Genomic DNA, 22,124 nt, shown 5'->3' on the forward strand with positions numbered 1-22,124 from the left:
ACTATGCCTACACCATCAACACTGGCTATTGTAACAGGTGCTTCCAGAGGATTGGGTTTGGCATTAGCCGAGCAACTAACCCATGAGAGCCAAGTCCTCCTGACCGTTGCACGTCAAACACCCCCTCAAACATTAAGTGATTTAGCCCAAACAAACCATTGTCAGCATTTTCACTTCAGTGTGGATTTTAGTGATATGGCAAGTGTTGATGATATTCGTCATCGTATCACACCATGGTTAGAAAAGCCTTTTGATCAGTATTTATTGATTAATAACGCAGGGACACTCGGTCCAGTGGCACAATATCACGGACTTAGCCAAACATCCTCACAGACTATTGCCAATACCTTTGATATTAATATTGCTACTGTGATTGCCATAAGTAGTACCTTTCTAGCAACGGTACGAACCCATCAAAAGGCTACTATCCAAATCATTAATATTTCCTCTGGTGCAGCACGATCTGCTTATGCGGGTTGGGCAGCCTATTGTGCGAGTAAAGCGGCTTTAGACCGTTATAGTGAAGTTGCTCAGTTAGAAGCTCCTTTTGCACAAATTGTCTCTCTTGCTCCCGGTGTCGTTGATACCACTATGCAAGGTGAAATTCGTGCCAGTAACCTTGAAGATTTTCCACCTCTTCAACGTTTTAAAGATTTACATGCCCATCAGGCACTTAGTTCGCCTACAGAGGTAGCCAAGAAAATTTTAGCCTATCGCTTACACCCTGATTTTGGCAAACAAACCCTTTCTGATATTCGTTTAATGTAAAGATAATTATGACAGAACAAAACCAAACCCCTGAATTTGATGAGAATCGACTTATCGCAGAACGTCGTGCAAAACTGGATAAAATCCGCCAAGAGAAAGGCATCGCTTATCCTAATCATTTCCGCCCGACTGACCATGCCGAACAATTACATCAGGCCTATGATCATATCGAAAAAGCCGAACTTGACCCTTTAGCCAAACCTGCCTGTGTTGCCGGTCGTATGATGCTTAAACGTGTTATGGGAAAAGCAAGTTTTGCCACTTTACAAGATAGTACAGGACGTATTCAAGTTTACCTTGATAAAACCCATGTCGGTGAAGAAGCCTATAATGAATTTAAATCATGGGATATTGGTGATATTTTAGGGGTAAAAGGACGCATCTTTAAAACCAATAAAGGCGAACTCTCTATTCATGCTGAATCCATTGAACTTATCAGCAAATCACTACGCCCTCTCCCTGAAAAATTTCACGGCATTACCGATCAAGAATTACGTTATCGCCAACGCTATGTTGATTTAATCATGACAGAGCAAACACGCGATACCTTTAGAAAACGCAGTGCAGCCATTAGTACCATTCGTAGTATCATGACACAAGAGGGTTTTTTAGAAGTAGAAACCCCTATGTTACACCCTATCCCCGGCGGTGCTTCTGCTAAACCTTTTATTACGCACCACAATGCCTTAGACATGGATATGTTCTTACGCATTGCACCAGAACTATACCTTAAACGCTTAGTGGTAGGTGGGTTTGAACGTGTATTTGAAATTAATCGTAATTTCCGTAATGAAGGGGTTAGTCCTCGCCATAATCCAGAATTTACGATGATGGAGTTTTATGCAGCTTATACTGATTATCACTGGATGATGGATTTTACAGAAAAAATTATCCGTGAAACTGCTCGCCGTACCTTAGGCACCGCTAAAATTATGCATCAAGGTCGTGAGTTAGATTTAGAAGCACCGTTTGAACGTCTGACAATGGTGGAAGCTGTCTTAAAATATGCACCACAATACAATGAAGCACAATTAAGTGATATTGATTTCCTACGCAGCGAACTCAAAAAACTGGGTGCAGATATGAATGACCCTGCGATTAAAAATGCAGGATTAGGAGGATTACAACTTGCTTTCTTTGAAGAAACTGCAGAAAGCCAATTATGGAATCCTACCTTTATTATCGACTACCCTGTTGAAGTATCTCCTCTTGCGCGTGCTTCAGATACACAGGCTAATATTACCGAACGCTTTGAATTATTTATTACTGGTCGTGAAATTGCCAATGGCTTCTCTGAGTTAAATGACCCAGAAGACCAATCAGAACGTTTTATGGCACAAGTTCGCGCGAAAGATGCTGGTGATGAAGAAGCCATGTACTATGACGCAGACTATATCCGTGCCTTAGAATATGGTATGCCCCCAGCTGGTGGTTGTGGCATCGGTATTGACCGCTTAATTATGTTAATTACCGATAGTGCTACCATTCGTGATGTATTACTCTTCCCTCATTTAAGAAAAGAAGATTAATCAGGAATTAGTTATATACTTAATTTTTCTTTAAGTATAAAAGAATTAACCCCTGTATTGTACAGGGGTTAGTTTTTGGGTTTAGGAAAATATTTACTATAAATATTTCTTATCTAACTTAATTTATTAGAAAAAGAAGAAAGAATAAAATCATCAAAATTATTACCATTTATTTGATATTCACTCTCCTCTTCTCTTAGTAAATAATTACTTAATTCTTTCTTGCTACTAAACCCATTTAATTTTTGTTTATAGTTTTCTCTTATTTCCAAATCTTCTATTTCTAATTTTCGTTGTTGACTAATTTTTAAAAAATCTTCTTCTTTATCAATTCCTACAAACCGACGATTAAGAAGATTAGCTGCTATTCCTGTTGTAGAACTACCTGTAAATGGATCTAAAATCCATGCATTAGGCTGTGTCGAAGCTAGAATTAAACGTGTTAATACAGAAAGCGGTTTTTGAGTTGGATGTTTTCCACACTTTTTCTCCCAAGGAGATATAGCAGGCAATCGCCAAACATCTTTCATTTGCTTTCCTCCATTAAGTTGTTTCATCAGTTCATAATTATAGTAATGAGGAACTTTTTCTGATTTACGCGCCCAAATAATTTGTTCAGTAGAATGCGTAAAATATCGACATGAAAAATTAGGAGGAGGATTTGTTTTTTCCCACGTAATAATATTTAAAATTTTAAAATCTAATTCTGTTAATAATTGACCAATAGAAAAAATATTGTGCAAAGTACCACTAATCCATATAGTCGCATTCTCCTTCATTTTTTCACGGACTAGGCTTAACCATTGTCGATTAAAATAGTTAATATATTCAGTACCTAATGACTTATCCCAATCCCCTTTATTAACGCTAACAATTTTTCCACTTTGTATAGAAAGACCATTATTAGATAAAAAATAAGGTGGATCTGCAAATACCATATCAAATTGGTAATTAAATGATGGTAGTAATTGCATTGTATCACCATGCAGAAGATAAAAACTTTTATCTTCTGAGCAAAAATATGGTTTAATCATCTATATACCTTAATTACCAAGATGTGATAATACCTTCTTGTTTTACTTGCTGGATAAAATCAATTAACGTAGCTAAACTATAAACCGAGGGAATAGCGTAGTAAGCCTCTTCTAATTTATTTTTTGCCGTATACCAACCTTGTCCATCTGTGATCCATACAAACTCGTAATTAGAATACTGATTAATTTTATCTGCTAATTCTGTAAATGAACGAGCAGTTTCATTAAGTTTTGAGCCACCCCCATTATAATAATTAACTTCAATTAAATAGGTTTTCTTTTTAGTCTTCACAACAAAGTCAAAATGCTTTTTATCAGCACCTAAACTTTGTATATCAGAAAATAAGGTACTTTTTACTTCTTTTTTATAAAAAATATTCTCTTTATCAAATATAGAGGTAATCACAGCAGACATATTTGACCCACCCCTATTTTTTCTTGAGTTAGAATCTAATCCTACCTCTACGCCAAATACATAGTCGACTAAATTCTTAATATTTCTATCCCGAAAAACTTGTTCCAACCCTGTTTGACGAATAAATTCAATAATTCCATCAACTGATGATAAATAGGAGGATATTTCCACTACTTTATTATCTTCTGTCAGTACCCTTTTCTTATCTTTACTACGCACAGCAATAAGCACTTCTAATACTTCAAAACATTTAGGATTGGCTTGATAAACATCATAAATAGCTTGTTCAATATCAGATTGCCCTAATAAGTAATTCAACTGATTAAGTTGAAGCTCAATCTTTTTGACATTAGTGCGTACTTTATCAAAATCCGTAAAATCAGATAATTTAACATTTGTTTGAGAAAAACTATCTAAAAATTTATTAAAATCCTTACTCACTTTATATTTCTCCATTGTTAGTAATGAGAAGTTCAGTTAATACCCCTCGTTTATCTGCTTTAGCATTAATCATTCGCTTTGCCAAAACTCTATTAATAAGAAATGATTGATACAATTCATCAAAAAACTGATCTTCTGGATTAATATTTTTAGGGTCAGAGTTACTTAATATCCACTTATATCCTAATCTATCAATATATTTACAAAACTCTGCTAACCTTATCTGAGCCACATCATCAAAAACATCCTTTGCATAAGCATTAAAGCTAGAGGTCTCTGTTAATGGACGATATGGTGGGTCAAAATAAAATAAAGCATTATCTTTATTAACTTCTTTCAATACTTCTTGGTAATCGCCATTCAGAATAGTTACCTTCTGTAATTGTCGGTGAACTGCCTGTATATTTTCTTCATCACAAATAGTTGGATTTTTATAATCTCCCATTGGAACATTAAAAGATCCCGATCTATTAACTCTGTATAAACCATTAAAGCAAGTACGATTTAAAAATATAAATAAAGCAGCTTGTTCTATATCATCTGATATTCTTTGGTTATACATTTCCCTTTCTTGATAATAATACTCTTTTTTTTGCTCTTTATCCTCCCCCAATAGGATAAATTTATCCTGTTTTTTTCTTAATTTTTCAATTAAATCATCTGGACTATACTTAATTACACGATAAACGTTAATAAGATCGGTATTAATATCATTAATAACAACCTTAGTAAGATGGGGGAAATGATTTAATACCCAAAACAATACTGCTCCACTTCCAACGAAAGGCTCTATATATATAAAATTTTCATTCTTAAACTGTTTAGGAATTATATTAGCAATTTCTGGTATCAACTGAGTCTTACCACCAGCCCATTTTAAAAAAGGTTTTGCTTGCGTTATCGTTGCATTCATTTAAATAATCTTTGTATTATTAATAAATAGCCATTTTAATAAAATATCTATATTTTAGGCATATTATCCCAATTTGTAAAAATAAAGTATCAGAAAGAGAAAACAATAAAAAACTGATAAATTAATTTATCAGTTTTTCCCTAAAAATATACACTTATATAAGATTACTACAGAAATAATTCAAGTAATAGAGAGTAATTTTAATTATCCTCATAAAGTATTTGATTTTAATAAGTATACTTTCAATATTTTATTCAAATTCAATTTCTTCTTCTGATGTATTATAAATATCAATTCTATTTTCCACATCAATTTTATTCACCAACCAACCTCTAAACAAACATTGTTGTATAAATTCTTGTATTCGATTTATACCATTTACTTCTTTTAAAGTAACTACCATACCAAATTTGAGATTTTCTCCATCACCAGAGTTCAATCGTTCCTTTGTTTTAATACTTATACCCCATAAACCATTTGCTTTTTTTATTTTAGGTTTTTTCTGTTTTCCTGAAGGTGTTCTTATATTTTCCCGAATATGTTTAACATTATCCCATTTTCTATATAACTGACGTGCTGTTCCTTCATATAATAGCAGTTTCCCCTCATCAGATTGTTTATTATCATTAATAGAATCAATACTCTCTTTCCCATTCTTTGTTTTTTTTAATCTACCAAAATGAATATCCATCTCTGTATTTGTATAGTCTACTCCCTGATTTCTAGAACAATTAGGGAAATAACACAAGGTAGCCCTTGAAACAAACGGCTGTTTTTGTTTATCCTCTGGAATAGGAATATTATAATTATAAGTATCAAATTTTTCTGAAATTCCATTAATCATAAATTTGATTTCATCATCTGGAGTTTTGATAATGTCATTAATATTAATAGGAACAACACCATATCCTATTAATTGGGAACTATATAGCTGATTCTTCCAACCAGTTGCTGAATCAATTATTAACGCTTTTGCTAACTCTCTTGTTAATCCTAATATATTTATCAGGTAAGCTAATTTTCTTGCTATCCATGGAGCAGCAAATGAAGTTCCTTTAACAAAAGTTTCACCAACGGGAGAACATGTTCTTATTCTTTGCGTATTGTCTCCCCCATAATAACTTACATCAGGTTTATTAAAAAAAGATAACACTAGCCCTTCTCTTGAGTAGTCAACAGGTTTATTATCAAATCCTACAGAATTAACAACTAATGAATTAATAGAATCCGCTGGGGCACCAATTCTCTTAATATTCAAATTTCTGGATTTATTTGTACCAGCTACAACAAATATAACATCATTTTCATATTGAATCTTATCTAAAATAGCCGCTTCAGGAGAAATAAAATTTGTATTTATTTCCATTGAAGACCCTAACGATAAATTCCAGACTTTAATATCTTTATTAGACTCAACTATCTCTTTAATAGCTCTTAAAACTGTAAATGAACTAAATCTTCCACTAGTAGCAACCCCAAAATGTCTTGCTCTAAATCGACCACATCCATCATTCAGATTTGGATTTATACTTGCACCATCAACAATAATAGATGTTACCATCGTTCCATGCCTATAATCCTCTTCAGATAGTTCAATTTCACTATCAAGCATATTTTTAAATTCAACCCACTCCGAAAAATATACATTCTTATCAAACATAGTGTCTATAACACCAATAGTTGGTTCATTATTAGGGCTGGGTATAGAATATGCTAAATTTTCACCATTATAAAAATCTTCCTTATCTAAAGATGAAATATCACTTACAGCCATTGAAATTAAATATGGCGCTTTAGATTTCAATAAATTATATTGATCTGGTGTAAGCAAAATAGTAGTTTCGTCAATACTTCGTACATCTAAAAAATTTATATTTAGCTGATCCATTATATCAGCAGTTTTAGTCCCTGTATCATAGATTGTTATTATTGCATTTTCTTGCAAATTACTAGTATCTCTTTCAACCCCAAATTTTTCTAAATAATACGAATCTACTACAATATTAACAAACCTACTTTTTGAAATTTCAACTCCATCTTTACTTTTAAAAAGAGGTTTTAACGTATTGTGATTAATATCAGATATATTACTATAAGTAATCTTATCACCAAAATTATTCCTGATTATAGAAATCACTATATCAAGATTATTCACTGCCTCTCTTAAAATTTTATAATTTACACAATGAGTTATAATGTGTTTTTTACTTTCTCCTTGAGTGAATTTAGCTCCTACGATAGAATTATTATTTTTTCTACTACTACTTTCTAATATTCCCTTTATTCTATTACTTTTTGCTATAACGTCTGTATAGTATGCACTTACAAGTGGCTTTATTGATAACTTCTCCTTATCCCAAAATGCAATAACATTTAGTAAATTTTGTTTTAAATTCATCAGATGTTCAATAGTAACATATTTATCCTTAGGGATATTTGATGGTCCTAGTTTACTGCCAAAATCTTTTTGTTCAAATCTACCTTTTAATTGAAGAATTTCATTCATTATTAATTATTCCTTTAACTCTCTTGATACTTGACTTTTAGAAACACCTGTTAATATTTCAATTTCTCTAACTGTAAAACCATGATTTTGTAAATTTTTTAAACTTTTTCTACTATTTGTAGATACCACTGAATACAATCTTCTCAGATAATCATATTCATCGTTAGGATTACTAAACGCTAATGATGTTTTAATAATATTTTTTAACTCTCCTGGGTATGGTATGACCTCCATCAAAGAAATTATTTTTTTAAATAAACGAATATTTCTAGCAACATTTTTAAATTTAGACAGATAGTGATTTAATATAATTTCTGATATATCAATCAAATCTTCTCGTGAATATCTATTAAAATCTATAATAGAGTCAAACCTACGTACCAATGCTTTATCAAAATGTTTATACAAATTGGTTGTAGCTATAAGTAGAGTTTTATTATTTAACTCATCTAAACCTTTTAATACTGAGGTTGTTGCTCTACCCATTTCTCTAAGATCTTTTGAATCAATTCTATCTAATGCTAAAGCATCTATTTCATCAAATAAAATTACTATTTTTTCAGGAGTAAGTAAACTGTTAATTTCATTAAATAACTCGGCTATATTCTTTCCTGTTTGACCTAACTTACTATCTATTAAAGAAGCAAAGTCCACCATAAAAAGATCTCTTCCTAATATTCGTGCTATATGCTTAACAGTTTCTGTTTTACCTGTACCAGGAGCACCTTGAAACAAAAACCGATTTACACCAATTCCATACTCAGCAGCATTAACTATTCCTACAATATCCGCTTTTATTTCTTCAGGAAGAGGCAGTGGATCTCCATTCACCTCTATTTTTCTAACAAATATCAAATCTTCTTTATTTATTTGTGGAATAAATGTACTTGCATTAGAAAGAAGAGCCATTATATATTCTGATAATTGATAGTCTCCTAATTTATCAAACTCATTAGCAATTTGGTATGCTTCATTTCTAAATCCTGAATCATTATTTTCAACATAGTACTTTATTAAATTAATAATATTAGCCTTTTTCATTTAAATTACCTACCACACTACTTTATCTATAATTCTAACACAAAAGGGACAAAAAATAATATTTTGGGACACTTTTGATTATAAAACATTTGAAACTGAAGTAGATTAACCTTAAATATCACTCTATTTTTTCAGTTTTTAGTTATTCTTTTAATATTTTCATTTATCAAATTAAGCTGAAACTCATCTTCTTTTAAAATAAAGTACTTTCGATTTATATCATTATATTTTCAAATTTCAAGTTTCCTAGACTTAAAATTATTCAACACTTTTTATCTATCATCTCAAAAACCCAAAACACCAACTTTCCTAACTGTATCTCACTCTCTTTCCCCTTTATTATAAGCATTAAAATAACTTTCATCTAACTCAAGTTTTCCTCAAAATATCATCAGATTCAAAGAATAAATAATAGTAATAATTTAATGAATTTTATATAAAATATCAGTAACTAAACAAGCAGTAGCTTTTAACGCCAAAATTTAAGAAACTTTTTCTGTATAAATTTCTTTACTTTAAAATAACCTATCTTCATTTTTATAGATTAGGTATGTCTTCAATTTAAAAATAACAAAAATCTATCGCATAATAATCAATATAACCTTTATAAACAACTAAAATTATAATCAGAATTGTCTTAATAGATCATCATTAAGAATAGCTTGAAATAACCCATGAAAAATCACAGCTACTATTAATAGAAAAATAATCACATGGTAATAGGAACTATTTTATGGAAATAATATACAAGTACATCTTGACAAAATATTCCAGAAACACTTTATCCTTAAAAGACAGCCTATAATCGTTTTAATTACAATATAAATAAAAGTTCATTGAAGAAACTAGCACAAAACATTAAGGGAACACTGTATGTTGCCTGTATAATTATTCATTATGAAATTGAATTGTAAGTTATCTAATAACCCCCATCCTTCAAATAAATATATTTTTTCTCACCCTTAATAAACACCTCATCTCTTCCCCCAAAGCATGTCCCTTTCTTGTCATATTACTTCGCTAGAATAACCATTTCTTACTTAAACTATCAGGTTATTCATTTATGAAAAAGATTCTTTTTTCTTCTATTATCCTTAGTACATTATCATTTGCACTTCACACTACTGCAAAAGCCGATAATACCACCCTTATTGCTTTTGCTAAATTAGATGCTGAAACCTATGCAGAAGGCCCTCAATCAGGCAAAGCAACTAAAGCAGCAAATGGTATTGCCCCTCCCTTTAAAAGCCAGCCTGTACAGGGCTTTTCAGCCGTATTAAAAAACAAAGATGGTACGTATATGGCAATGTCTGATAATGGCTTTGGCACTCAAGATAACTCTAGTGATTTTTTACTTCGTATCTATCACATTAAACCAAATTTTAAAACTTCCCAAGGTGGAACAGGCAATGTAGAGGTGCTTGGTTTTATTTCATTACGTGACCCTAATAAACTCATTCCATTTCCTATTGTTAATCAAGAAACCAATGATCGATTACTAACAGGAGCTGATTTTGATATTGAATCCTTACAGCAAGCCGAAGATGGTAGCTATTGGATTGGTGATGAGTTTGGTCCTTATCTTTTACACTTTAGTGCTGATGGCATATTACTAGATGCCCCAATTACTTTACCTAACCCTTATGTTAAAGGTCAAGAATTACGCTCACCTCAAAATCAATTTAATAAAACTCAAAAAGAGATAATTGAGCCTTTAGTACAACGCAGTGGTGGCTTTGAGGGGATGGCTCTTTCAAAAGATAAACAATTCTTATACCCTATTTTAGAAAAACCGCTTACTAATGCTGATAAAAAACAACTCATTATTTTTCAGTTTAATATAGCTAAAAAAGCCTATACCGACAATTATTACTTATTTGATTTAGATGACAAGGCAACAGCTATCGGTGATTTTCAGCTTTTTGATCATCAATCGGGTATTATCATTGAACGTGACGATACTGAAAATGATTTAACAGGTCATAAAAAACTTATCTTAGTAAAACTTGGCGCATCTGGTCAAGCAGTTGAACGTAAAGAACTAGTTGATTTAATGCGCATTCATAATCCTCACTCATTATATAGTCCCTACCGTGAAGGGGATATTGGAACAGGTAAAGATTTCGCCTTTCCTTTTATAACAATTGAGGATATTGTGATTGAATCACCAGATACATTAACCATCTTTAATGATAATAATTTCCCCGGTTCATCAGGACGCAATGCCAAACTAGCAGATGATAATGAAATCATTCAGATTAAGCTAGATCAACCATTATTTTAAATACCCATAACATAACGTAAAAATCCCATAGTAACACCATGATTTTTTATGCTTCTATGGGATTTTTATATACCTCTTTGATTTATAAAAAACATTAAATAATACATAGATAATATAAGGGTAAATACCACACTTTAAATCTACCTCTTATCGAATTATAGTTATGACTTCCTATTGATCACCACTATTATTGCCCTATCAATGACACACTAAAATACAATGCTTATACTTGATATTAAGCGTATTGTATTCATTATTAGAAAGATAGAAATTAACAAGACATAAACCCTAACAATCCACACGTATTAGGGGCGTTGTTTGAGCCATACTTGCCTATCCCCCTCTTGTAATCTCAATTGTGTATATTGCCCTTTTAGTACAATATACGGGGGATTATGATAGTATTTCAACACCTCTACTCGACTATCTTTATCGACTTTAAAAATAACAGGGATAGTTGCATTTTCCTTTAATTGAATCCACACTTCATCTTGTGTACTAAAGACTTGTTGGGGAAAAATAGTTTCATCTCCTATCATATCCCATTTAAAAGAATATTGATTCACAGTCCTTGTACTAAACTCCCAGTCAGGGTAATGCCTCTTTTTCTGTAACCAATCTGCTTGAGTAGAACACGCACTCAGTAATAATATTCCCATAAACCCTGTTAAGTATCGTTTTGATAATGACATGATATTTTCCTTTAAAAGTCAATATCCATATATCATGGCAAAACTTTATATCATTGTGAACCACTAAAATTACTGATGGCTATTTTTAACCTAGTATTAAATCACTATAACTTATTAATTATTATTAATTTTTTAGCTGAAATATTGATATATTATTATCAGTTTACTTATACAACACCTTATCTACCAACACAAAGACATCAATCATTAAAACTAATTTACCTTTTAAATAAAAAGATTCTCAATAAAATTAACGATTTTTTAATATCTCTATCTTTCTACTAAATAATAAAAAACTAATAAAAAACGGTGCAACTACACTTGTAATAACACCGTCTCTTTTAAACAAATAGTCGTTTACTATCTACATAAGCGTATTATAAGCAACTCTCTTAGAACATTCCTCGACCACTTTCTGTTTTTTCGGGGACAGCTTGAATAACATCCCAATGTTCTACAATTTTACCATTTTCATCAAAGCGGAAAATATCCACAACAGCTTCACCCCTATCTTGTTCATCTAATTGGCTATGTACATGTACCGCCACCAAATCACCATCGGCTAATACACGTTTAACTGTCGCACGAGAATTAGGATGTTCTTTTAAAAACGGGGCAAACGCATCAATAAACGCCTGTCCACCATCAGCAACACTGGGATTATGTTGTAAATACTCTTTACCAATATAAGTATCGACCGCTTCCTGTAATTTATGCTGATTAAATGCCATTTCATAAAAAGCTAATGCATTCGCTTTATTTTGTTCTGGTGTGGTTTGAGCTACCGCCAGTGTTGATGAAAAGAGTGCCACTAAGAGTATAAGTGATTTTTTCATTTAGGTTTCCTTTATAAATGATGTTTTACAGTACAGCTACTGTTGCGGCATATTATAGTAAACTTTATAGTGATTTAACTATATCAATCTATACCCTATTTTGTGATAAATCGTTAAAGTATTTAGCAATAATTTTATCGTTAGTTTATTTTATATACTTATTTTTAGGCTAGCACTCTTAAAAAGGTACATCCTCTACAGTATCATCATCAAAAGCAGAAAACACCTCTTTCTGTGAACGATTTGTATATTGATTAGAAGATAATTCTTGACTAAATGAAAAACCATCTTCATCATCTTCCTGTACCGTACCTTCTTCGACACTTCCCTCTAAAGGTTGTAATAAATTATTCTGAAGCACTTGGATTTGTTGATTAGCCGCATCTAATTTTTCTTGACATACGCGTGCTAATAAAACCCCTCTTTCATAGGCTTTAAGTGATTCTTCCAAACTCAGCATATCATCTTCCATCCCTTGTACAATCTGTTCTAACTCACTGAGTGCCTCTTCAAAGCTAGCTGGGATTTTGGCTGTTTTCTTCATTGACAATCCTAAATTAATGCTATTTTATTGACCAAAACCTTATTTTACGAAAAAAGTTGTCTTATATGACAAAATAAGCCTACTTTCTATAGAGAAATACCGTTTTTCTCCTATTTTTAGCTATAATAACACCTTCTTTTAACTCACGACTTATGACCCTTGGTAAGTCGTCTTCTTTTTTTAATATAAAGCGGGGGATCCCAATGTCTATTACCGACAAATACCTTACACCGGGCAAATCACAGCTTGCTGCTAGTGCCTATTTTGATGAAGAAGTTTTTGCACTTGAACAAGAACTTATTTTTAAAAACGCCTCTATCTATGTAGGCAATGAAAAAGCCGTTCCAGAACTTGGTGACTGGCGAACATTACCACAAGAAAATGCAGGACGTATGCTTGTACGAAATGAAAATGGCGTTGAACTTATCTCTAATGTTTGCAGACACCGACAAGCTATTATGCTAGGTGGACAAACGGGTAATGTTACAGATCACAATAATAACTACGGCAATCTTAGTCAAACAGGTGGTAATATCGTCTGTCCACTACACTGTTGGACATATGACAACCAAGGCGATTTAATTCATGCTCCTCATTTTGAACAAAATCCCTGTTCCAACTTAAACAAATACCCTATTCAAAACTGTCATGGTTTACTCTTTGAAGGTCCTCGTAATCCTGCAAAAGATATGGCAGCTTTTTTTAATCTCCCGAATATGGATTTTTCTGATTACGTTCTGGATCATGTGGAATACCATGAATGTAATTATAACTGGAAAACCTTTATTGAAATTTACTTAGAAGATTATCATGTTGAACCATTTCACCCCGGTTTAGGCAAGTTTGTTACCTGTTCTGACCTAAAATGGGATTTTGATTCATGGTTTAGCATTCAACGTGTTGGTGTTCACCAAGCATTAGCTAATCCCGGCACAAAAGTGTATCAACGTTGGCATGATGAGTTACTCAAGTTCCGTGGTGGAGAAAGCCCTGATTTTGGTGCTATCTGGGGAACATACTACCCAACCCACATGATTGAAATTTACCCACATGTGTTGGTACTTTCTACCTTATACCCTCTTGGTCCACAAAAAACGATCAATATGGTGGAATTTTATTATCCTGAAGAAATTGCTGCTTTTGAGCGTGATTTTGTAGAGGCACAACGTGCTGCCTATATGGAAACAGCCATTGAGGATGATGAAATTGCTGAACGTATGGATGCAGGTCGTCTTGCACTGATTAACCGTAAAGACAATGAAGTCGGACCTTACCAATCACCTATGGAAGATGGCATGGAACACTTCCACGGTTGGTATCACCGAGTCATGAGTGGTCAGAAAGATTAATTTTATTAATCATTTTTTTAATTTACCCCATCATAACATTTATGGTGGGGTTATTTATTTGAAAAGAGAGATAAAGAATATTCTCTATCTCTCTTCTTATTACCTGTTTTTAGTGTCTTGCAGAAGGACTTTCAATATTACCAGCAGACACATGAATAGCTTCACTCGCTAACTTGGCAATTTCTTCCTCACTTAACGGAGTGGGCATTTTTTCTAGCGCTACCTCAAGCACTTGATCAATTCGGCGAACAGGAATAATTTCAAGATTATTTTTGACATTATCAGGAATATCTACTAAATCCTTCACATTTTCATGAGGTATTAATACAGTTTTAATACCACCACGATGTGCTGCCAATAACTTCTCTTTCAATCCACCAATTGCTAATACTTCACCTCGTAAAGTAATCTCGCCTGTCATTGCCACATCCGCACGAACAGGGATACCTGTAAAGGCAGAGACCAATACGGTCGTAATAGCAATCCCCGCAGAAGGACCATCTTTAGGTGTTGCACCATCAGGGACATGAATATGAATATCTTTTTTCTCAAAAAGATTATCTACCAAGCCAAATCGGTGAGCACGTGCACGAATAACAGTACGAGCAGCTGCCATTGACTCTTTCATCACATCGCCTAGTGAGCCTGTGTATTGGATAGCTCCTTTACCTGGAACAACAGCTACCTCAATATTTAATAAATCACCACCAACTTCTGTCCATGCTAGACCTGTAACCTGTCCTACTTGGTTTTCTTTTTCCGCTAAGCCAAATGAGAACTTACGTACACCAAGATATTTCTCTAAGTTACGGCTATCCACTTTAACTGTTGTTGGTTTATTACTTGTACGCACTGCTGTTTTACGTGGTTTAGTGGTTTTAGTCGTTGCTGTTGCTTTAGTCACAATTTCTTTTACCACTTTACGACAAATTTTACCAATTTCACGTTCTAATGAACGAACTCCTGCCTCACGTGTGTAATAGCGAATAATATCTAAAATAGCAGAGTCATGGACTCTTAGCTCATCTTCACTCAGACCATTATTTTTCATTTGCTTAGGTAACAAATGATCTTTGGCAATATGCAATTTTTCATCTTCGGTATAACCTGAAAGACGAATCACTTCCATACGGTCTAATAATGCTGGAGGAATATTCAAGGTATTACTTGTTGCCACAAACATGACATCTGACAAATCATAATCTACTTCCACATAATGGTCTTGGAAAGTATGATTTTGCTCAGGGTCTAAGACTTCAAGTAATGCAGAAGCAGGATCGCCTCTGAAATCCATTCCCATCTTGTCTATTTCGTCTAATAGGAATAAGGGGTTTCGTACTCCGACCTTACTCATATTTTGCATAATCTTACCAGGCATAGCACCGATATAAGTACGGCGATGACCTCGAATTTCTGATTCATCACGCACCCCACCTAATGCCATACGAACATATTGACGGTTGGTCGCTCGAGCAATTGATTGACCTAAAGAGGTTTTACCTACCCCTGGAGGACCAACTAAACACAAGATAGGCGCTTTCACTTTGGATACACGTTGCTGAACAGCTAAATACTCTAAAATGCGTTCTTTCACTTTTTCTAAACCATAGTGATCCGCCTCTAGGATTTCTTCAGCATGTGATAAAGAATTATCTACTTTAGATTTTTTCTTCCATGGAATACCAACTAATGTATCCACATAATTTCGTACAACAGATGCCTCTGCTGACATTGGAGACATTAACTTGAGTTTTTTCAATTCAGATAGGGCTTTTTCTTTTGCCTCTTTAGGCATACCTATTGAATGAATTTTTTTCTCAAGTTCTTCAATATCTGCACCATCTTCACCATCACCAAGTTCTTTCTGAATGGCTTTAATTTGCTCATTCAAATAATAATCACGTTGGCTTTTTTCCATCTGTTTTTTAACACGACCTTGGATTTTACGCTCTACTTGCATAATATCCATTTCTGACTCAAGAATATCTAGCAACATTTCCATACGAGCAGAAACATCAAACAAAGCTAAAAGCTCTTGTTTTTGCTCTTGCTTGATAGATAAGTTAGCAATAATTGAGTCTGTTAGATGGCTGGCTGTCGAGATATTTTGGATTGAGGTCAAAATATCTGAAGAAATTTTCTTGCTTGCCTTCACATATTGTTCAAATTGTGATGTTAGCATACGCATCATCGCCTGCTCATGTGCATCACCTTGTTCTTCAATCTCAACTGTTTGAACTGTGGCACTATAATATGAGTCAGTTTCTTTGACTTGCTCAATCGTAACGCGTTGTAAACCTTCTACTAAGACCTTAACTGTTCCGTCAGGTAATTTGAGTAATTGCAAAATGTTCGCTAAAACACCGACAGAGTAAATGTCATTAGGACCTGGATCATCATCATTAGGCGATTTTTGAACAACTAAAATCACATGATGCTGTTTCTCAGACATAGCTCTCTCTAGTGCACCCACTGAACGTGGACGACCAACGAATAAAGGAAGAACCATTTGTGGAAACACCACCACATCCCTTAAAGGAATTAGGGGCAATTCAAGTGTTTCTTGATGTTTGCTTTTCGTCGTCATTTAAATCCTTTGATCTATTCTTTAATAGAAAGTTAGATGGGGATAAAATACTCTATTTCAAGTTTTAATCACGTACTAAAATCGGCTTACCACCATCTAAAGCATCTGCATCTAAAATGACCTTTTTCACTTCTTTTTGAGAAGGTAATTCATACATGGTATCCATTAATGCCGCTTCTAGAATTGAACGTAATCCTCGCGCGCCCGTCTTACGTTTTAGGGCTTGTTTGGCAATCGCTTCTAATGCAGAAGCCGTTACTTCTAACTCAACCCCTTCCATCGCAAATAATTTTTGAAACTGTTTTAATAATGAGTTTTTAGGTTCAGTTAGAATTCTGACTAAGGCACTTTCATCCAATTCTTCTAGGGTTGCTACCACAGGTAAACGCCCTACTAATTCGGGGATAATGCCAAATTTAATAATATCTTCTGGTTCAACCTGACTAAAGACTTCACCCACTTTTTTCTCAGTCTTACTATGAACAGTCGCTCCAAAACCAATACCTGATTTTTCAGTACGATTCTGGATAACTTTTTCAAGACCATCAAAAGCACCACCCACAATAAAAAGAATATTAGTAGTATTTACCTGAATAAACTCTTGATTAGGATGTTTACGTCCACCTTGTGGTGGTACAGCAGCAACAGTTCCTTCAATTAATTTTAAAAGAGCTTGTTGTACCCCTTCACCAGATACATCACGCGTAATGGAAGGGCCATCCGATTTACGTGCAATCTTATCGATCTCATCAATATAGACAATAGCACGTTCTGCTTTTTGTACATCAAAATCACAATTTTGCAATAATTTTTGTACAATATTTTCTACATCTTCACCCACATAACCCGCTTCTGTTAATGTTGTTGCATCTGCCATCACAAAAGGTACATTTAACTGACGAGCTAATGTTTGAGCAAGTAATGTTTTACCTGATCCTGTAGGCCCAATCAGTAAAATATTACTTTTACTCAGTTCAACATCATCACCCACTTCACTTGCTCTTTCTTCTGCATAACGAATACGTTTGTAATGGTTATAGACAGCTACGGCTAAATTACGCTTAGGGGTATCTTGTCCAATCACATATTGATCTAGAAATGCTTTAATTTCGACAGGTGTTGGTAAGGCTGACTGTGCTTGCTCTGATGTCATATCACTCGCTTTATTCTCTTTCATCAAGGCTAAGCTATCATCTACACAAATATTACAAATAAATAAACCAGAAGGACCAGAAACCAATTGTTGAACTTCTGGTTTTGTACGATTGCAAAAAGAGCAACGTTTTTCTTTTTGAGAAGAAGATGTTGTATCAATCATATACTTTTCTTAAAACTTATAATCTTAAATAAAAGAGGTCGGCTTTAACACCGACCCTCCGCCTAATTATTTCCTATTTTATAAGTACTACTCTATACTATAGCATACTACGTTTTTCTAGGATTTTGTCAATTAGACCAAATTTCAATGCTTCATCAGGCGCCATGAAATTGTCTCGTTCGGTATTCACTCGAATATCTTCAATGGCTTGACCGCTATGTTTAGCCATTAATTGATTAAGACGTTCACGTAAATCCAAAATCTCACGGGCTTGAATTTCGATCTCTGTCGCCTGACCACGCGCACCACCCAAAGGTTGGTGAATCATAATACGAGAATTAGGTAAGCTATAGCGTTTACCTGCTTGTCCTGCATTGAGTAAGAATGCTCCCATACTAGCAGCAAGTCCTGTACACAATGTTGATACCTCAGGCTGAATAAACTGCATCGTATCATAAATCGCTAATCCTGCATAAACGCCACCACCAGGTGAGTTAATATACAGAGAAATATCTTTTTCTGGATTTTCAGACTCTAAAAAGAGTAATTGTGCCACGATCAAGTTAGCGGATTGATCATTAACAGGACCAACCAGAAAGACGATACGTTCTTTTAGTAAGCGAGAATAAATATCATACGCACGCTCACCACGACCGGATTGTTCTACTACCATAGGCACATAGCCCAATCCTGTCGGTGTTACAGACTTACCGCCATGCATTGAAGCATAAAAATCGGTAAAACGATCCATCATTATACTTGTCCCATGATTTCTTTGAAATCAACTTTAGTTTCTGTTACTTTTGCTTTAGATAATACGAACTCAACCACATTATCTTCTAAAGCAACATTTTCCATATCACTACGGCTTTGTGCATTACTTAAATAATATGCTACAACCTCTTCAGGTTTTTCGTAGTTTTGTGCAATTTCTTCAATACGCGCACGTACTTGTTCCATTGTTGGACGAAGTTTTTCTTTTTCAACCACTTCACCCACTAATAAACCTAGACGAACACGGCGCTCTGACTCGGGTTCAAATGTTTCTGCAGGAATTGGAAATTTCTCTACATCTTTCATACCACGAGCTTTAAGCTCTTCACGCGCTTGAGCAACACGAGCATTCACATCATCTGCAATTAATGCTTTAGGAATATCAAATGTTGCTGCTTTTGCTAAGGCATCAAACACATTTGATTTAGTACGTGCCAATGCACGTGCTTTTGCTTCACGTTCAATATTTTTGAAGATTTCTTCTTTCAGTTTAGCAACATCACCTTCTGCCTGACCTAAAGATTTAGCAAATTCCGCATCCACTTCAGGTAATACTGGAGCAGCAACTTCTTTCATGGTAATGGTAAACTCTGCTGTTTTACCAGCAACATCTTTACCTTGATAATCTTCTGGGAAAGCTAATGGGAATGTTTTTTCTTCACCTGCTTTTAAGCCTTTAGCTGCGGCTTCAAACTCAGGTAACATACGACCTTGACCAAGAACAAATGGGAAATTATCTGCCTTACCACCAGCAAACTCAACACCATCAATTTTACCTACAAAATCTACCGTAACACGGTCTTCGTCCTGAGAAGCACGATCTACTTTTTCATAAGTAGCACGTTGTTTACGAAGAATATCTAACGTGCTATCTACTTCGGCTTGACCTACTTCAGTGGTAAAGCGAGTTGCTTCAATTGCAGTGAAATCAGGTAAAGTAATCGTTGGGAATACTTCAAATTTAGCAGTAAAAGCTAATGAGCCTTCTGCAGCACCTTCTTTAGGTTCGATAGAAGGTACACCTGCAACACGAATATCTGCTGCTTTTACAGCATCATCAAACGCTTGACCAACTTTGCGGTTTAATACGTCATAGCGAACACTTGGCCCATGACTACGTTCAATAACAGATAAAGGGGCTTTACCTGGACGGAAACCTTGTACTTTAGCTGTGCGTGCTACACGTTGTAATTGCGTTTTTACTTCTTTTTCGATGTCTTCTAAAGACACAACTAATTCAACTTGGCGCTCTAGGCCTTCTAATGTTTCTACTGTTGGTTGCATTTAATAACCTACTTTTTAATAACAAAGAGAAAATATGTAATCTATTATTTTACCTATAATTTCTAAAGAAATACACTATTTTGATGTTTTCCTAAAAACTTTTGATAAGAATACATTACCTTTAAGGGGATTTACTCTATTTTTCTATTTAATTTCAGTCCTCTTTTATGATTTTTTCTATATAAAATACGCTGTAAATTTTTCTTAAATTAAAAAATATCACTATTCACCAAATTTTAATAAAAATACTTTATTTTAATAACAGACTAGAAAATCTATACCTATCCACACTATCTATTGTTATCAAAAAACATCTACCCTACTCTGTTACTAAGGAGGTAAAATCTAAAAACCTTATTCCCCCTATTCTATTCAATGTCATAATTCATTGTTATAATATACCTTAACCCTATTTTTGGAGTATAAAGATGCAAGATTCTACCGAACAACAAACCCCAGAAACACCATCAATTGAACAAGAAACTCAACATAAAGCAGAACAAAAAACCTCTCTTTTTAGTAATGGTTCTTTTGTGATTGTTTTAATAGTGCTAGGTTTATTTATTGCCCTTATTACATGGTCCGTTAGCTTTTCAGGATTATTCTTTGGTGCAGTAGGCACACTACTTTCTGTCGCTTCATGCTGCTTTGATCATCATCATTTACGTTTTAAATCTTCTCAAGATTTACCTAAACTAGAAGATGAAAATTGGGCTTATTTCTTAATGCGTGCTTTAGTAGGTTCTGTATTGGGAACAGCTACCGCTTTATTTGCTCTACACTCTATTGAAGCTAGTCCTTGGGCAAATATTGCCGTACTGTCAATGGCAGGAGCATTTGTATTTGATTATATTCTTTTCAAACGTCATTGTCATAAAGACTAATGCTATACAATTGCGAAGACTAAAAAAACGGAGAATATTCTCCGTTTTTTTATACTCTTTTAATTTTAAAATAAAAGAGTAATAATTTAATTAATAAGTTGATAATATACGATATGCAGTATTGCACTTCAACTTTAAATTTTTCTCCTAATAAACATTATCATTTCTATAAAATTCAATTAGAAATTTTATAAAGTAATATCTAAAAATTTTTCACTCAATTTGACAAATAAAAAAACAAAATTAAATTGATTATTTGTATTCTATCGAATACAATTAGACTAATGATATAGGAATTTTGTCATGTTCAAGGTTATACAACACCCCGAGTTTAGTAAGTGGTTAAATAGTATTAAAGACACAGTAACTAAGATTAGATTAAAAAAGCGACTAGATAAAGCTCAGCGCGGTAATTTAGGTGATGTAAAAGCTGTAGGGGAAGGAGTTTATGAAATGCGTGAATTTTTTGGATCGGGGTGGCGTATGTATTATATAAAAAGAGATGATGTATTAATTATTATGCTTGGTGGTGGTGATAAAAATACACAATCTAAAGATATTCAAAATGCGATAGAACTTTCAAAACTTTTAGGAGATTAATTATGATAATTAATGGTATAGAATTTAAACCCTTTGATATGGCAGAAGAGCTTCAAACAGAAGAAGACATTCAGGTTTATATTAATTTAGTGATGGAAGAAGACGATCCAGCAGAATTAGCTCATGCCTTAGGAGTAATTGCTAAAGCAAGAGGAATGACACAAATAGCAAAGCAGGCGGGAATAGGTAGAGAATCACTTTATAAAGCATTAAGAGAAGGAGCTAACCCACGTTATGGGACTATAGCAAAAGTATTAGGTGCTTTAGGATTAAAGCTAGTTGCTGTTCCTGCTAATAATACACATCAAGAGTCATTAAGTTAATT

At 33.8% G+C, this 22,124-nt stretch carries 19 protein-coding genes; 7 read left to right on the top strand and 12 right to left on the bottom strand.

Annotated elements, in window-relative coordinates:
* Positions 1 to 3 precede the first annotated feature (3 nt).
* Both F9B76_RS02535 and lysS read left to right on the top strand, forming a co-directional pair.
* Complete coding sequence (locus F9B76_RS02535) at positions 4 to 768, top strand: SDR family NAD(P)-dependent oxidoreductase (protein WP_159990676.1); 765 nt, start codon at positions 4 to 6, stop codon at positions 766 to 768.
* A gap of 8 nt (positions 769 to 776) precedes the next feature.
* Positions 777 to 2,297, top strand: a complete 1,521-nt coding sequence (gene lysS / locus F9B76_RS02540; RefSeq protein WP_159990677.1) for a lysine--tRNA ligase — start codon at positions 777 to 779, stop codon at positions 2,295 to 2,297.
* Between the two features lie 113 nt (positions 2,298 to 2,410).
* Here lysS and F9B76_RS02545 read toward each other — a convergent pair whose 3' ends face one another.
* The 5 genes from F9B76_RS02545 to F9B76_RS02565 form a co-directional block, all read right to left on the bottom strand.
* The gene (locus F9B76_RS02545; RefSeq protein WP_201289335.1) at positions 2,411 to 3,271 is read right to left on the bottom strand and encodes a DNA-methyltransferase; all 861 of its coding nucleotides are present in this window, start codon (positions 3,269 to 3,271) and stop codon (positions 2,411 to 2,413) included.
* A gap of 73 nt (positions 3,272 to 3,344) precedes the next feature.
* Positions 3,345 to 4,187 carry a type II restriction endonuclease gene (locus tag F9B76_RS02550; RefSeq protein ID WP_159990679.1) on the bottom strand — a complete coding sequence of 281 codons (843 nt, stop codon included), beginning with the start codon at positions 4,185 to 4,187 and terminating at the stop codon, positions 3,345 to 3,347.
* 1 nt (position 4,188) lies between these two features.
* A complete protein-coding gene (locus F9B76_RS02555; protein WP_159990680.1) occupies positions 4,189 to 5,100 on the bottom strand; it encodes a DNA adenine methylase in 912 nt (303 codons plus the stop codon).
* Between the two features lie 250 nt (positions 5,101 to 5,350).
* On the bottom strand, positions 5,351 to 7,606 hold the full coding sequence (locus tag F9B76_RS02560) for a S8 family peptidase (RefSeq protein WP_159990681.1): 2,256 nt from the start codon (positions 7,604 to 7,606) through the stop codon (positions 5,351 to 5,353).
* Between the two features lie 6 nt (positions 7,607 to 7,612).
* Positions 7,613 to 8,647, bottom strand: coding sequence for an ATP-binding protein (locus tag F9B76_RS02565; protein WP_159990682.1), 1,035 nt, complete (start codon positions 8,645 to 8,647; stop codon positions 7,613 to 7,615).
* Between the two features lie 1,063 nt (positions 8,648 to 9,710).
* On the opposite strand from F9B76_RS02565, the gene F9B76_RS02570 reads away from it, so the two are divergent.
* Positions 9,711 to 10,931: an esterase-like activity of phytase family protein gene (locus tag F9B76_RS02570; protein WP_159990683.1), complete on the top strand. Its 1,221-nt coding sequence runs from the start codon at positions 9,711 to 9,713 to the stop codon at positions 10,929 to 10,931.
* A 305-nt stretch (positions 10,932 to 11,236) separates the two neighbouring features.
* Here F9B76_RS02570 and F9B76_RS02575 read toward each other — a convergent pair whose 3' ends face one another.
* The 3 genes from F9B76_RS02575 to F9B76_RS10480 form a co-directional block, all read right to left on the bottom strand.
* Positions 11,237 to 11,623, bottom strand: coding sequence for a TrbG/VirB9 family P-type conjugative transfer protein (locus F9B76_RS02575; protein ID WP_159990684.1), 387 nt, complete (start codon positions 11,621 to 11,623; stop codon positions 11,237 to 11,239).
* A gap of 392 nt (positions 11,624 to 12,015) precedes the next feature.
* Positions 12,016 to 12,459, bottom strand: a complete 444-nt coding sequence (locus tag F9B76_RS02580; RefSeq protein WP_159990685.1) for a nuclear transport factor 2 family protein — start codon at positions 12,457 to 12,459, stop codon at positions 12,016 to 12,018.
* Positions 12,460 to 12,637: 178 nt separating this feature from the next.
* Positions 12,638 to 13,003, bottom strand: coding sequence for an exodeoxyribonuclease VII small subunit (locus F9B76_RS10480; RefSeq protein WP_159990686.1), 366 nt, complete (start codon positions 13,001 to 13,003; stop codon positions 12,638 to 12,640).
* Between the two features lie 203 nt (positions 13,004 to 13,206).
* On the opposite strand from F9B76_RS10480, the gene F9B76_RS02590 reads away from it, so the two are divergent.
* On the top strand, positions 13,207 to 14,352 hold the full coding sequence (locus F9B76_RS02590) for an aromatic ring-hydroxylating oxygenase subunit alpha (protein WP_159990687.1): 1,146 nt from the start codon (positions 13,207 to 13,209) through the stop codon (positions 14,350 to 14,352).
* Positions 14,353 to 14,461: 109 nt separating this feature from the next.
* On the opposite strand, the gene lon is transcribed toward F9B76_RS02590, so the two are convergent.
* The 4 genes from lon to tig all read right to left on the bottom strand — a co-directional run bounded on the left by lon (position 14,462) and on the right by tig (position 20,315).
* Positions 14,462 to 16,939: an endopeptidase La gene (gene lon, locus F9B76_RS02595; RefSeq protein WP_159990688.1), complete on the bottom strand. Its 2,478-nt coding sequence runs from the start codon at positions 16,937 to 16,939 to the stop codon at positions 14,462 to 14,464.
* Between the two features lie 64 nt (positions 16,940 to 17,003).
* Positions 17,004 to 18,257 (bottom strand): ATP-dependent Clp protease ATP-binding subunit ClpX, encoded by a 1,254-nt coding sequence (clpX, locus tag F9B76_RS02600; protein ID WP_159990689.1) that lies wholly within the window; start codon positions 18,255 to 18,257, stop codon positions 17,004 to 17,006.
* Positions 18,258 to 18,354: 97 nt separating this feature from the next.
* Positions 18,355 to 19,008: an ATP-dependent Clp endopeptidase proteolytic subunit ClpP gene (clpP, locus tag F9B76_RS02605; protein ID WP_159992064.1), complete on the bottom strand. Its 654-nt coding sequence runs from the start codon at positions 19,006 to 19,008 to the stop codon at positions 18,355 to 18,357.
* Between the two features lie 2 nt (positions 19,009 to 19,010).
* Entirely contained in the window at positions 19,011 to 20,315 is a 1,305-nt protein-coding gene (tig, locus tag F9B76_RS02610) for a trigger factor (RefSeq protein ID WP_159990690.1), read from the bottom strand.
* A gap of 428 nt (positions 20,316 to 20,743) precedes the next feature.
* Between tig and F9B76_RS02615 the strand changes: the two genes are divergently transcribed.
* The 3 genes from F9B76_RS02615 (at position 20,744) to F9B76_RS02625 (ending at position 22,122) form a co-directional block, all read left to right on the top strand.
* A complete protein-coding gene (locus F9B76_RS02615) occupies positions 20,744 to 21,199 on the top strand; it encodes a hypothetical protein (RefSeq protein WP_159990691.1) in 456 nt (151 codons plus the stop codon).
* Positions 21,200 to 21,502: 303 nt separating this feature from the next.
* Entirely contained in the window at positions 21,503 to 21,799 is a 297-nt protein-coding gene (locus tag F9B76_RS02620) for a type II toxin-antitoxin system RelE/ParE family toxin (RefSeq protein WP_159990692.1), read from the top strand.
* Between the two features lie 2 nt (positions 21,800 to 21,801).
* Complete coding sequence (locus F9B76_RS02625; RefSeq protein WP_159990693.1) at positions 21,802 to 22,122, top strand: addiction module antidote protein; 321 nt, start codon at positions 21,802 to 21,804, stop codon at positions 22,120 to 22,122.
* Positions 22,123 to 22,124: the final 2 nt, after the last annotated feature.

It is taken from the genome of Pelistega ratti, assembly GCF_009833965.1.
Taxonomy (GTDB): domain Bacteria; phylum Pseudomonadota; class Gammaproteobacteria; order Burkholderiales; family Burkholderiaceae_B; genus Taylorella; species Taylorella ratti.